Origin of the sequence: Candidatus Soleaferrea massiliensis AP7 (genome assembly GCF_000820765.1) — a bacterium.
Taxonomy (GTDB): domain Bacteria; phylum Bacillota; class Clostridia; order Oscillospirales; family Ruminococcaceae; genus Soleaferrea; species Soleaferrea massiliensis.
In genome coordinates this window covers 75,067-88,467 of record NZ_CCYH01000018.1, presented here as the reverse complement: position 1 = coordinate 88,467, position 13,401 = coordinate 75,067, and the positions used below count along the sequence as shown (strand labels likewise).

Genomic DNA, 13,401 nt, shown 5'->3' with positions numbered 1-13,401 from the left:
CTGTTTTCAAATTAAAAACAGTTTTTTTTCATGTGTGTAAACTATACAAAAAGGAAAAAATGGTTCCGGCAAAGGTTATGAAAAACTGAAGAAATCACAAAAATGATAGAAAATCCCTATGTTTCGATGTATAATGGATAAGATATAAAATAAAAAGGGAGTCATGAAATTTGATTAGAGAAGATTTACGCAACGTAGCCATCATCGCCCACGTCGACCATGGCAAGACCACCCTTGTTGATGAAATGCTTAAACAGGGCGGCACCTTCCGTGAAAACCAGGTCGTCGCGGACCGTGTGATGGATAACGGAGATTTGGAACGCGAACGCGGCATCACCATCCTGGCCAAGAACACCTCCGTCACCTATAAGGACGTCAAGATCAATGTCGTCGACACGCCGGGACATGCCGACTTCAGCGGCGAGGTGGAACGCATTCTCAAAATGGTAAACGGCGTACTGCTGCTGGTGGACGCTTTTGAAGGCCCGATGCCCCAGACCCGCTTTGTTCTGCAGAAGGCGCTGGAGCTTGGCCATAAAATCATCGTCGTCGTCAACAAGATCGATCGGCCGGACGCAAGGCTCGGCGAGATCGGCGACGAGGTGCTCGAACTGCTTCTGGACCTGGATGCTTCGGAGGAGCAGCTCGACAGCCCGATCATCTACTGCTCGGGACGCGACGGCACGGCATCCGTCTCCCCGAACATCGAGGGCACCGACTTAACGCCGCTGCTGGATTTGATCATCGACTACATCCCGGCTCCCGAAGGCGAACCGGAGGAAAAGCTGCAGATGCTCGTTTCCTCCATCGATTACAACGAATATGTCGGACGCATCGCGATCGGACGCATTGAGCGCGGCACCATCCGGCAGAATCAGGAGGTCATGGTCGCCGATTATCACGGCCACAAGGACCCCTATAAGGGAAAGGTCGTCAATGTCTATCAGATTGACGGACTTGAGCGCGTCGCAACCGAAACCGCCACGGTCGGCGACATCGTCTGTGTTTCCGGCGTCGAGAACGTCACGATCGGCGAGACGATCTGCGACACCGACTGTGTGGAGCCGCTGCCGTTTGTCAAGATCAGCGCGCCGACCGTCGAGATGACCTTCTCGGTCAATGACTCCCCGTTTGCCGGACGCGACGGCAAGTTCGTCACCTCCCGCCATCTGCGCGAACGGCTTTCGAAGGAGCTGCTCAAAGATGTCTCCCTGCGCGTGCATGAGGGCGAGACGGCCGACAGCTTCCGGGTCGCCGGCCGCGGCGAGATGCATCTGTCCATCCTGATCGAGACGATGCGGCGCGAGGGCTACGAATTCCAGGTCAGCACACCGCACGTCCTGTACAAGAAGAAGGAAGGCGTTCTGCTCGAACCGATCGAGCGCCTGCTGGTCGATGTGCCGGAGGAATCGGTCGGATCGGTCATGGAGCAGATGGGACAGCGCAAAGCGGAGCTTCAGCATATGACCCCGCAGGGCAGCCGTATGCGTCTGGAATTTTTGATTCCATCCCGCGGCCTGTTTGGCTACCGCAACGAGTTTCTGACCGAAACCAAGGGCGAAGGCATCCTGAACACGGTGTTCTACGGATATGAGCCGTATAAGGGCGACATCCCGAGACGCGCCACCGGTTCCCTGATCGCATGGGAGAGCGGCGAATCGGTCACCTACGGCCTTTACAACGCGCAGGACCGCGGCGCGCTGTTCATCGGCGCAGGCGTGCCGGTCTATGAGGGCATGATCGTCGGACAAAGCCCGAAGGCCGAAGACCTTGTGGTCAACGTCTGCAAGAAGAAGCATGTCACGAACATGCGCGCATCCGGCAGCGACGAAGCGCTCCGCCTGGTGCCGCCGAGAATACTGAGCCTGGAACAGGCACTGGAGTTCATCGCGGACGATGAGCTGGTCGAGGTCACGCCGAACAACCTGCGGCTGAGAAAGCGCATCCTCAACAACCAGCTGCGCGCCAAGGCCAACAGCAAGAAGAATAAAGAAGCGTAAACGCTTTTATACTATGACAGCCCGTCCAAGAGTATTCGGACGGGCTGTTTCGTTTTTCAAAAACGCCGATATAGAGGGTTCTTCATCTTTATATATTCAAATCGTTTCGGATGATTGGTTATTGCTTCGCTCAAACTCAGCGGCCAGGCTGTGGTTACCAAGTACCGCTTGGCAAAGTGGATGTTCTTCTTTGCACGGCCAAAGAAGAACCAAGAAAGGCCGCCAAAGGGGGAATGCCGCTTCGGTACAGTCAGTATGGACGTCATTCCCCCTTTGGATTCCCCCTCTGCCCGTCCACTTCTCAGCGGGGCAAGAAAGCTCAGCGTTTGCTGGGTTCGAACGTCCGTTATTCTGGCGGTTATATCTATATATTCCACTCGCCCTGTATTCAGAATCCATCAGCATAGTGATCTATTCTATGCTGTATGGTAAAGGTTTTGTTTTGTGCTCTAAATAAACAGGATGGTTGCCCGACGTGCCTGTCTTAGAAAGTTGAATCCCTGTAGACTTCCTGTAAGATGTTTCTTCGAAGAATCGTGATATATCCATGATCGATGCAAATCCACAAGAATCAGTGTCAATTCACGAACCAGCCAAGGTATTGGGGTACCATGAGAGAAGCCAGTAACCGGAGAAGCGTCCGCTGCTAGCTATGCCCAACCACCCTGCCAAAAGCAATACGCCGCCCGCAGGCGGCCGAAGCAGAAATAGGGATATCTGAGGGGATTTTCAAGGGGGCCATCTGGCTAGGAGCGGCACACTGTATGGCCCCCTTGAACGGCCTTTCTTGGTTACTTCTTTGGCCGCGCAAAGAAGTAACGACCACACTGCCGAGTGTCACTTGGCTAACAAAGTAAAACCACTGCGCTGCAGTGGTACAACAGCCACCAGTCAGATCTGCCCCACAAACAATAGAAAACACTCCACTTTTTCAGTATGCCGACAGCCCGTCCGGGAAAATTCCCGGATAGGCTGTCATTTTTATAGACGGAGGACTATATCCCCTTAAAGTCACCCCGATTGAATGATAAAATATTTATGAAAATATACCTTTTAGTGAAAGATCACTAAAGTGCCGTTTTAAAATCTGATAGGATATATATTAAGAAAACTTTCTATGTAACGCATCTCAAATCAGAAATATTCTGATTGTCGCGCGGCGGTTTGCAAATGTCAGATTGGGGATTGTGTACTGGAAGTGTCTAATCGTTTATACTATTTATGGTGATAGAAATGAGAAGAAAAGACAACCGGCAGTTTGTTCAGCTTGGATTAAATATTGCATATTACCGTAAAATGAAGGGGCTTACGCAGGAGCAGTTCGCTGAAACGTTGGGCATCAGCAGAACACATCTGAGCAGCATTGAATCCCCCAAATCAAGTCACGCGCCATCTCTTGAATTGGTGCTCAAGATATCCCGTGCGCTTGAGATCAATATAGACAAACTGCTCGACCTCAATCTATGACCTATATCTCCATATAATGAAAGTGCGCCGTGATGTTCATTTCCATACATCACGGCGCACTTGTTTATGATATAAAAACTACAGTGCCAGTTTCAAAATCTCATGCACGTCCTCGGCATACAGCTTCTTGAAATGGCCGACATGCTCGCAGTGCAGAACCGATTTCTTCGCCATCTCTTCCAGACGGTCGCCGGGAATGTTCGCATCCGACAAACGGATGGGCAGGCCCATGGACTGATACCATGCTTCCAGCCGGCGGATGCCCTCCCATACAATGCGCTCCTTGTCCTCAAACGGAAGCTGCACATCGAAGACCCGTACCGCGAACTGTACAAACTTGTCGATGTTGTCCTTGTATACATACTTCATCCACGCCGGGAAGACAATCGAAAGGCCCGCGCCGTGCGCAATGTCATAGATGCCGCTGAGTTCATGCTCGATGTTGTGCGAGCCCCAGTCGCCGACGCGGCCGGTGTTCAGCAGATTGTTGTGGGCGATCGTGCCGGCCCACATGATTTCCGCGCGGACGTCATAGTTGTCCGGTTCCCTGAGCGCAACCGGCGCATTGTACAGGATGGTTTTCATATCCGCTTCAAGCAGGCGGTCGGTCACATCGACATGGGGAACCTGCGTGAAGTAGCGTTCCATGAGGTGCGCCAGGATGTCCGACGCGCCGCAGGCGGTCTGGTAATCCGGCAGGGTGAAGGTGGTTTCCGGGTTTAGCACCGAAAATTTAGGGATCAGCACCTCGCCGTCATAGGAGCGTTTGAGCAGCCCCTCTTCCCTTGTGATGACGCTGCCGGTCGAGGATTCCGAACCGGCTGCCGGAATGGTCAGCACGCAGCCAACGCCGAGCACATCATGCTCGACCGGCTTGCCGTTGTCGAGATAATAATCCCAGACATCGCCCTGATAGTGCGTGCCGAGCGCGATGCACTTGGCCGAATCGATGACGCTGCCGCCGCCGACCGCAAGGATGAAGTCGAGATCGTTCTCCCGGCAGAGCTGGATGCCCTTCTGCGCCAAGCTGTAGCGCGGGTTCGGCACGACGCCGGGCAGCTCCACAAAGAAGATATCCTCTTCCTTAAGGGATGCCACCACCCTGTCATAGACGCCGTTGCGTTTGATGCTGCCGGAGCCGTAATGCAGCAGGATGCGTTTTTTTGCGCTGTACCGCGCTGCCTGTCTGCCTGCCTGTCTTTCCTCCCCTTTTCCAAACAGGATGCGGGCCGGGTTGTAATACTCAAAGTTCAGCATATGATACACTCCTTTTTGTCTGTAAGATGATATGGTCAAGCCATTGAACTGTAAAATGGTTTTGCCGGTCTGTGTTTCCCGGAAGCCGGAAAGAACGGATCAATCGTCGAATACATCGCGGTACTGCTCGATATAGTTCATGCAGTATTCATCCTGTCCATTGATCAGCAGGGCGGACTGGATGGCAAACCGGATGGAATTGTTCGTCACGTCGGTGATGGCGCTGTCCAGGCCCATCGTGATCGCGCTTGCCAGGAACGCCGCGTTGATGTAGGCGCGGCCCGGCAGTCCGAACGAGATGTTCGATAGCCCGCCGGTCAGGTGCACATCCGGGAAATGCTCCCGGAGCAGCTTGACCGATTTGAGGGTTTCCAGCCCTGCCATATGGTCGGAGGAGATCGCCTGCACCAGAATATCCAGATAGATGCGATCGTCCGCAATGCCCGCGCCGCGCAGCATATGGATCAGCCGCTCGGAGACCTCCAGCCGCTCTTCAGCCGTCTGCGGGATGCCGTTTTCATCGATCGGCAGCGCAACGATGCCGGTGCCGTATTCACAGACCGTCTCGAGCACCGGGAGCCGGTCTTCCTCGAGTGTGATCGAATTGACGATCACCTCGTTGTCGTGATAGACCTTCAGCACCTCTTTGACCGCGGCCGGGCTTGGGGAATCGATCATCAGCCGCGCATCCGGCGCTTCCTCCAGCACATGCGAGATGGCCCAGAGCAATGTTTCCACTTCTTTTTCAAGGAAAACGCCCGCGTTGACGTCCAGATAGTCCGCGCCGCAGTCGATCTGCTTAGCCGTCATCTGCTTGATATAGGAAGCATCCCGTTCTTCGAATGCCCGATGTACACTTGGAATGGAACTATTGAGTTTTTCTCCGATGATGATCATGTCTGTTATTCCTCCATTTCATTTATCCGGTGGCTGATGGACCTGTACCACGCATCCTGCCGGTTCATCCCGCTTTGCGGCGGGGGTCATTCCTGATATTCCCGCGCCTTCAAAGCCCGGACGATTTCGCCCATGATATCGGAACGCTTAAACGGCGTGATGCAGTAGTATCCGTCGACCATATCCTTCATGCGCTTCGCGTTGGACAGCGACAAACTGACGGCGATCTCGGCGCACTCCTCGCGCGTCTTATCCTCATACAGCGCGATGATCTCCTCCGTCAGTTCCATGCCCGCAATCTCGTTTGCGATGAAGCAGGCGCTCTTGTAGCTGACAATCGGCATGATGCCGCCGAAGAGGTAGGCGTTCAGGCACTCCTTCGCCATCCGCAGGTTCTCAAATGCACGGTCGGTGAAGGCGGGCTGTGTAAAGAAAGCCTGTACCCCGCGTTCCTCCTTGAGCTTTGCGCGCTTGAGCTCCGCTTCAAAGTTCGCGGCGTTGACATTCAGCGCGCCGATCAGGAAGAACGGGTTATGGGAAAAGATCGTCCTGTTAAGATCGGTGATAAACGAGGCGAGCACGCTGGAATTCATATTGAACACCCCTTTGACCTCGCCGCGGTCGGCCTGTGAAATCGGGTCGCCGGTCACGATCAGCACGTTGCTGATCTTCTCGACCGAAAGGCCCAGCAGAAGCGCCTTGGTCGCGTTGGTGTTGCGGTCGCGGCAGGCCATATGCGGCAGGGTGTCGATGCCGATTTCCCGCGCGATCTTGATGGCTAGCACCGAGCTGTCCACCCTGGCCCGTGCAATCGGGCAGTCGGCGACTGTGATGACGTCCGCGCCCTGCTCTTTGAGTTCCCGCGACGCGCGCAGGATGAATGAGATATCGGTGTCCGCGGGCGGGTCCAATTCGACCGCAACCGGCTTGACGCCCGCTTTGAGCTTTCGAAGCAACGCGTTTTCGGATTCCGGCTGGTGATCGACATAGATGACCGGCTGACCTGACACGGCCTGTCCGGTGCTTTCCTCGCGCAGCAGCCTTGCGGTCTGCCGGATGTGCTCCGGCGTGGTGCCGCAGCATCCGCCCAGGAAAAAGACGCCCTGCTTCTGGATTTCCAGCATCTTCATCGCGAAGTAGGATGGGTTGTTGTTGAAGACCGTGCGTTCATTGGTCACGATCGGGTAGCCCGCGTTCGGCATGACCGAGAACGGCCGGTCTCCCCAATCCAGCTTTTGGATGTACTGCAGCAGATGGTTCGGTCCGGAGATGCAGTTGAAGCCCAGCGCATCGATGTTCGGATTTTTTCCAAGCCGCTGTAAAATCTTGTGCCCGGACACACCCTTGCGCGTAAACCCGTCGGGCGCGACGGCAAACGAAGTGATCACAAACGCGTCGGGACAGTTTTTTTTCAGATAGTCGAGCGCCTGCACCAGATGCTTGTAGCCGCTGAACGTCTCAAACAGAAAGTGCTTCGCTCCGCAGTCGAGAAACACATCGATAATTTTTCTGTATTGTTCGGTGATGGAAAGCTCGTCGTCGTGGCTCACCGGCCCGATGTCCGCGAAGACATGGACCCTGGTTCCCCATACCGCCCGCTGTGCGATCATCCATCCGGCACGAATCAGCGGCTCGACCTCATCGAAACTGCGATTCAGCGAAACGGTGTTGCAGGAAAAGGTATTGGTTTTGATCGCCTGCGCGCCGGCCTCAATATATTCCCGGTGGATGTGCTCAATCAACGCGGGGTTCTCCGCATTCGCCACCTCGCAGAACGGGATGTCCGTATTGGTCAGGGACGCGTAGTAGGAACCCATCGCGCCGTCAAACAGCAGGTAGGGTCTGTCAAATATCATGGAAGCACTCCTTTCCTCCCCTGGCTGCCAGGACACGCAGCCTGTGTGTTTCTTTATTATACATCATCCATTGCGGTTAATAAAGTAAATTTTTCTGCGGCACATTCATAAGTTCTGGCAAAGATACTTTTGCCGCGCCTCTTCCCCCATCTGCGGATGTGAAAGGCGTTGGATATAGAAAGGGAACCGCTCCAAAAGGACGGTTCCCTTAGACTGTAAAAAAGTGAAAAGCGCTGTTCTGACAGGCCGGGTATATGTGACGCTGTGACGCGGCGGCTTTGCCGTATTTGCCAAGGTATTTTATAAAGTGACAGTTTTATCGCTGTCACGCAGCGGTCTTTCGCTGTTTACCAAGTGACACTTGGCGGGGTGGTAGTTACTACCGCTGTGATGCGACGGTGTCATTATGTTTACCAAGACACCTTGGCAATGTGGTCGTTACTTCCACTGTGGTACACGGCTTTACTAGACTGCCAAGTGACCTTAGCTGTGTGGTCGTTACTTCTTTGCCGACCAAAGAAGTAACCAAGAAAGGCCGTTCAAGGGGGCCAGCTGCGCTGGTGCACGCGCTACGCGCCACTGAAATAAAAAAGAGCCTATGACAAGCACACCACAACAACGCAGCAGAAAAAGCGGCGTAGCCGAGCGCCCACCGCAGGTGGTGGCCCCCTTGAAAATCCCCTCTGATATCCCGCTTTCCGCTTCGGCCGCCTGCGGGCGGCGTTTGGATGGGGCTTTGTGTTGGGAATGGCTAGCAGCGGACGCTTACACTCCCTACGACAGTCTTTTCAGGTACCCCGATTCCCACAGCTGCTGTGTAAATAATTTCTCAACCGAAGAACGCCGTAGGCGATTGCTCCACCGCAGGTGGTCTCAGACTTAGAATGGTGTGGAAATCGTTACTCTTCGTTTTTTGACAGACTAAGGGAATCGATCCAAGGGGATGATTTCCGGCTTCTCCATCAAGGATGCCTGGATATTCGTTGAATGATCAGTCCGCATACCTCTTCATAAGCTGAAGGATGAAAAGCATCAGCACCAATAGAAGCGAAATCGCCAGTCCTGTCAGCGAATAATAGCTCAGCCCAAAAAACAACGGAAAAACAGAGGTTATCACCGCCGCGACGGACAATCCAAAAAGGGCGTTCAGGCGTCTCCTTGTCATGCCGGCAAACAGGAACACGATAAAAAGAAGAAAAAATGCAGCGGATAAAACAGCCGTCAGGAGCGGGCCGAAATTGGCATACCCAAACGGGGTCATATCGAAATAGGAGAAGGTCTGCCTGATCGTCCCGCCGCCGGAATCCGGGGCAACGGCAAAGTTGCATACCGCGCCAAAGGGCAGAAGTTCCAGTATAATCATTGCAAGAAGCGTAAAAAGACCTATCACCTTATACCTTTTCATCATTCCACCTCCAAGCAGTCATCATAATCTATGGTTACCTGGCGCCATTCGTTTTGTTCCATTCTATCATATGAAATACATTCCTGCAACATCAGCTTTGATTGATTGATTCATAGATATTTATTACGTTCACGCCCTTGCTTACAGCATAGTCTACGGTATATTTCGTTCCCCCTGTCTGCTGTGTCAGATAACAGATCATATAATCACTGTGATCTGCCATATAGCGGTTTCGTCTGTGCATGCAGCCGCGTGAATAATCATGAGAAGTATAGATGATCCGATCCGCCCGGTTTAAAATATTCTGATAAATTTCCGCATCCGCTTTGTTCCATTTCTCTGCTTGATTTTTACATGGCAGAGCCAACAACAGCTTTATCTTCGGGAAAGAACCCTTTAGTCTGAGTACCGTTATCGCGCAAAGCGTATCGAAGCCAAGCGCACCGCCGGCGATAAAATACAGCACACCTTGATGAATGAGATGTACAATCTCTTCTTCAAGGTGTTTTTGTATCGCGGGAAGTTTTATTGTTGGTATGTTTCTGTGTCCAGAAAACGCACATGTTAGACTTTTCATATAATCCTCCAATATTTCTGTAATAGTGAAAATCGACATATTCTATTGTACAGAAATAAAAATATTTCGTCAATACAGAATGTTGTATATTTCATAATATTGATAAAATGATAAGTAAAGGGGGGATTCTGCATGGAAAAAGAACAACTAAAGGCAATGGCTGGCAGAATAAAAAGCCGCCGGGCATTTCTTGGATTCACACAAGAGAAATTTGCTGAAATCGTAGAGATTTCCTTCAGTTCATACACAAAAATCGAAAATGCATTTCAGCAGCCTTCACTTGATACATTGATTAGAATTTCTCAAAACTTGTATGTTTCACTTGATTATATTATATTTGGAACCGACGTAAATGAGCCAATAAACAATGAAAAAAGCGAACTTCTGTCCGCTTTACTCGATTTCTCAGATCAAGATAAACTTTCACATGCTAGTGAAGTACTAGATAAACTCATAAGAATTAAAGACCAGAACTATGATAGTCTTTAACCTGTTATTGAACCGTCAACTATATGTAAAATAGATTTACAATCAAAGAGGTGTGTTGTGAAGTTCTAATGAAATCACAACGCATCTCCCTTTTATTGCAGGGACCCAGCGAAGCCTTTGCTGAGAATTAAGATAACATCCCCATGGTTGCAATTGTGCCGGGAACTTGCTATAATCTTTTCTGAACGACAAATCAGAAGAATTGGGAGTATCAAACATGATCGTACAGTTAGAGCAGGTATGTAAAAGCTATAACGGCAACCTCATACTGGAAAATGTGGATTTCAAGATCAACGAACATGACCGGATCGGACTCATCGGCGTCAACGGAGCCGGAAAATCCACACTGCTTCGCATTCTCATCGGGGAAGAGGATGAGGACAGCGGCACCGTTTCGCGCGCGCAGAACCTGCGCATCGGCTACCTGCGGCAGAACAGCGGGCTTGAACGCGACGCAACCATCTGGGAGGAGATGCGCTCGGTTTTCCGCGAGCTCATCGAGCTGGAACACACACTGCGCGCATTGGAAAAGCAGATGGGTGAAATCGGCGATCACGAAAGCGCACAGTACCGGCAGCTTTCGGAGGAATATGCCAGAAAGCAGGAATACTACGAACAGAACGACGGCTATCTGATCGACGTCAGGATCAAAACCATCCTGAACGGCATGGGCTTTGACGACAAGGACCGAAACACCGTCATCAATACCCTGAGCGGCGGCGAGAAAACCCGGCTTGCTCTTTCCAAGCTGCTGCTCGAGCAGCCGGACCTGCTGATTCTGGATGAACCGACCAACCATCTGGACTTCAAGACGCTGCTCTGGCTGGAGGAATACCTCAAGACCTACAAGGGCGCGCTGCTGGTTGTCTCGCATGACCGCTATTTTCTGGACAAGCTGGTGGACATCTGCTGCGAGATCGAACGGCACCGGCTGTACACCTACAAGGGCAATTACACCCGCTACCTCGATTTGAAGGAAGAGATGCTTTCCCACTGGCAGAAGGAATATGAGATCCAGCAGCAGACCATCCAGTCGATGCAGACCTACGTCGAGAAGAACATCGCGCGTGCCTCAACCTCGCAGAGCGCGAAGAGCCGGCTGCGTGCGCTTGAGAAGATGGATGTCATCGAGAAGCCGCCGGCACGGCCGAAGGTGCCGCATTTCACCTTCAGCGTCAACCAGCGTCCGCCGTTTGACCTGCTTGAGGTCGACCGGCTGTGCCTGACGGTCGGAGAAGGAAACACACAGAAGGAACTGCTGGACAAAGCGACCTTCGACGCCAAGCGCGGCGAAAAGGTGGCGTTCATCGGCGCGAACGGCATCGGCAAATCCTCGCTGCTCAAAGCGCTGCTTGGAAGAATCCCGCATCAGGGCGGGCGCATCGTCTGGGCAAGGAACGTCAAGTGCAGCTTCTATGACCAGGAGGGCCAGAGCCTGCATCCGGACAACACGGTCTTTGACGAGATGCGCCGCCGCTTCCCGCAGCTGCTGGATCTCGAGATCCGCAAGGCGCTGGGCGGCGTGCTGATCAGCGGCGAGAACATCTATAAAAAGGTTTCGGTCATCAGCGGCGGCGAACGCGCGAAGCTGATGTTCGCGATCCTGATGCTCGAGGAATCCAACGTGCTGGTGATGGACGAGCCGACCAACCATCTGGACCTGCCGTCCAAGGAGGTGCTGGACAAGGCGCTTTCGGAGTATGAAGGCACCGTGCTTTTGGTCTCGCATGACCGCTATCTGCTCAACAAGATCCCCGACCGGATCATCGAACTGGACGACAAAGGCGTCCGGCTTTACGGCGGCAACTTCGACTTCTATCTGGCGCAGAAAAAGCTGGAGGAGGAACAGGCGGTTCAGACCGAACGGGAGGAAAAACGGGAGAAGGGCAAAACCTCCGGCTACCGTTCCCGCGAACAGAAGCGGCTGGAGGTACAGCAGAGGCAGAAGCTCAGAACGCTGGAGACGCAGATCGACGCGGCCGAGGCACAGATCCGGGAACTCGAGCAGAGCATCGCCGACCCGGCAAACGCGGCGGACTATGAACTGCTGCAGCAGAACTGCTCGATGCTCCAGGAGCTTCGCAGCCAGCTTTCCGACCTGATGGACGAATGGGTGCTGCTGCAGGAAGAAGCGTGATGCTTTCGCATCCGGGCGGAACACGGCGATCCGTATATGAAGACGGCACAGCGGCAAAACCCGGATTAAAAAACGGAAAGCCTTTGGAAATAACCCACCCGCTTCCGATCCATATATGATGAAAATTTCCGCCTGCGTCTGGGGCATGGTACTGGCTGAAAGACATTCTGAGCGGATTTGTTATCTGATGGGTATGTGGAGATTGGTACGGACGGGTGAATACATTCTGAAAAATTTGAGAAAAACCGTCAAATCTCTTCATTTGGCATTGATTTCTTGCGAATTTATGATAGAATGGAACAGTACAATTTTTTATTGAGGTGAATCGAATTTGAAAAAGACATTGAAAATACTGAGTTTATGTGCAGCGGGGGTGCTTACCATGAGTATGTTTACAGCGTGTGGAGGCAATAATTCAGGTTCAGGCGGCAATGCCGTAGAGGCAAAGAACCAGTACGCGGATTCCAGCACCGATCTGATCCAGTTCCAGGATCCGAAGAGCGGCAGCGAGATCGCGACGCTGGAAACCACAGAAGGCAACATCAAGATTATGTTTTTCCCCGACGAAGCCCCGAAGGCTGTTGAAAACTTCCTGACCCACGCGAAGGAAGGCTATTACAACGGCGTCATCTTCCACAGGGTCATCAATGAATTTATGACGCAGACCGGCGACCCGCAGGGAACCGGTATGGGCGGTGAAAGCATCTTCGGCAAGGAATTCGGATTGGAACTGAGCACAAAGCTCAACCATTTCCGTGGCGCAGTTTCAATGGCGAGAACCATGGATCCGGAGAGCCAGGGCAGCCAGTTCTTCATCGTACAGGCAAACCCGACCGCCAACATGACATCGGATGACTACTGGACCCAGGCGGGCGATTATGTCAACCAGTCCAGACAGAGTTCCGGCCTTGACACTATCGACGCTTCTACGATCTTCACCGATAAGGTCAAAGAGATGTACGCAAAGGTCGGCGGTTACCCGACACTCGATCAGAACTACACCGTTTTCGGCCAGGTCATCGAGGGCATGGATGTCGTCGATAAAATCGCGGCCGCAGAGGTCGATTCGAACGACAAACCAACAAAAGACATCGTGATCAATAAGATCACCGTAGAAACTGTAAAATAATCCATTGTTTTTGAGAGCTCCTATCCGGGATGTCCGGATAGGAGCTTTTTTATTGTGTCAGAAACTACGTCTATACCGGCAGAGATTCTTCCATTATGATTGGCTTCAGGCATGGAGCAAAATGAATGGCAATAAAAGATGCGTACTTCAGAATGAAGAGCCATCGGAACGTTTCATTGCCCTAGAA

General features: G+C 52.4%; 10 protein-coding genes. 5 read left to right on the top strand and 5 right to left on the bottom strand.

The annotated features are described in order from the left end of the window. Positions 1 to 170 precede the first annotated feature (170 nt). Positions 171 to 2,000, top strand: coding sequence for a translational GTPase TypA (gene typA, locus BN348_RS03945; RefSeq protein ID WP_040196358.1), 1,830 nt, complete (start codon positions 171 to 173; stop codon positions 1,998 to 2,000). A gap of 1,233 nt (positions 2,001 to 3,233) precedes the next feature. Then, a complete protein-coding gene (locus BN348_RS03940; protein WP_040196419.1) occupies positions 3,234 to 3,467 on the top strand; it encodes a helix-turn-helix transcriptional regulator in 234 nt (77 codons plus the stop codon). A 78-nt stretch (positions 3,468 to 3,545) separates the two neighbouring features. Here BN348_RS03940 and BN348_RS03935 read toward each other — a convergent pair whose 3' ends face one another. The 5 genes from BN348_RS03935 to BN348_RS03915 all read right to left on the bottom strand — a co-directional run bounded on the left by BN348_RS03935 (position 3,546) and on the right by BN348_RS03915 (position 9,459). Continuing rightward, the gene (locus BN348_RS03935) at positions 3,546 to 4,724 is read right to left on the bottom strand and encodes an iron-containing alcohol dehydrogenase (protein WP_040196357.1); all 1,179 of its coding nucleotides are present in this window, start codon (positions 4,722 to 4,724) and stop codon (positions 3,546 to 3,548) included. Between the two features lie 99 nt (positions 4,725 to 4,823). Continuing rightward, entirely contained in the window at positions 4,824 to 5,621 is a 798-nt protein-coding gene (locus tag BN348_RS03930; protein ID WP_040196356.1) for a dihydropteroate synthase, read from the bottom strand. 86 nt (positions 5,622 to 5,707) lie between these two features. Next, positions 5,708 to 7,477, bottom strand: a complete 1,770-nt coding sequence (locus BN348_RS03925) for a bifunctional homocysteine S-methyltransferase/methylenetetrahydrofolate reductase (RefSeq protein WP_040196355.1) — start codon at positions 7,475 to 7,477, stop codon at positions 5,708 to 5,710. Between the two features lie 991 nt (positions 7,478 to 8,468). Continuing rightward, positions 8,469 to 8,882, bottom strand: coding sequence for a hypothetical protein (locus tag BN348_RS03920; RefSeq protein ID WP_156136405.1), 414 nt, complete (start codon positions 8,880 to 8,882; stop codon positions 8,469 to 8,471). A 91-nt stretch (positions 8,883 to 8,973) separates the two neighbouring features. Continuing rightward, a complete protein-coding gene (locus BN348_RS03915) occupies positions 8,974 to 9,459 on the bottom strand; it encodes an SLOG family protein (RefSeq protein ID WP_040196353.1) in 486 nt (161 codons plus the stop codon). A 132-nt stretch (positions 9,460 to 9,591) separates the two neighbouring features. Here BN348_RS03915 and BN348_RS12970 point away from each other — a divergent pair, with 132 nt between their 5' ends. The 3 genes from BN348_RS12970 (at position 9,592) to BN348_RS03900 (ending at position 13,214) form a co-directional block, all read left to right on the top strand. Beyond that, a complete protein-coding gene (locus BN348_RS12970) occupies positions 9,592 to 9,948 on the top strand; it encodes a helix-turn-helix domain-containing protein (protein ID WP_052446691.1) in 357 nt (118 codons plus the stop codon). 217 nt (positions 9,949 to 10,165) lie between these two features. Next, positions 10,166 to 12,085, top strand: a complete 1,920-nt coding sequence (locus BN348_RS03905; RefSeq protein ID WP_040196351.1) for an ABC transporter ATP-binding protein — start codon at positions 10,166 to 10,168, stop codon at positions 12,083 to 12,085. Between the two features lie 382 nt (positions 12,086 to 12,467). Further along, positions 12,468 to 13,214: a peptidylprolyl isomerase gene (locus BN348_RS03900; RefSeq protein ID WP_082020776.1), complete on the top strand. Its 747-nt coding sequence runs from the start codon at positions 12,468 to 12,470 to the stop codon at positions 13,212 to 13,214. The last annotated feature ends 187 nt before the right edge of the window (positions 13,215 to 13,401 follow it).

Excerpts from the sequence above, each read along its gene's own strand:
- BN348_RS03940 (WP_040196419.1), top strand. The coding sequence starts at position 3,234 with ATGAGAAGAAAAGACAACCGGCAGTTTGTTCAGCTTGGATTAAATATT.
- BN348_RS03935 (WP_040196357.1), bottom strand. The coding sequence starts at position 4,724 with ATGCTGAACTTTGAGTATTACAACCCGGCCCGCATCCTGTTTGGAAAA.
- BN348_RS03930 (WP_040196356.1), bottom strand. The coding sequence starts at position 5,621 with ATGATCATCATCGGAGAAAAACTCAATAGTTCCATTCCAAGTGTACAT.
- BN348_RS03925 (WP_040196355.1), bottom strand. The coding sequence starts at position 7,477 with ATGATATTTGACAGACCCTACCTGCTGTTTGACGGCGCGATGGGTTCC.
- BN348_RS03920 (WP_156136405.1), bottom strand. The coding sequence starts at position 8,882 with ATGAAAAGGTATAAGGTGATAGGTCTTTTTACGCTTCTTGCAATGATT.
- BN348_RS03915 (WP_040196353.1), bottom strand. The coding sequence starts at position 9,459 with ATGAAAAGTCTAACATGTGCGTTTTCTGGACACAGAAACATACCAACA.
- BN348_RS12970 (WP_052446691.1), top strand. The coding sequence starts at position 9,592 with ATGGAAAAAGAACAACTAAAGGCAATGGCTGGCAGAATAAAAAGCCGC.
- BN348_RS03905 (WP_040196351.1), top strand. The coding sequence starts at position 10,166 with ATGATCGTACAGTTAGAGCAGGTATGTAAAAGCTATAACGGCAACCTC.
- BN348_RS03900 (WP_082020776.1), top strand. The coding sequence starts at position 12,468 with ATGAGTATGTTTACAGCGTGTGGAGGCAATAATTCAGGTTCAGGCGGC.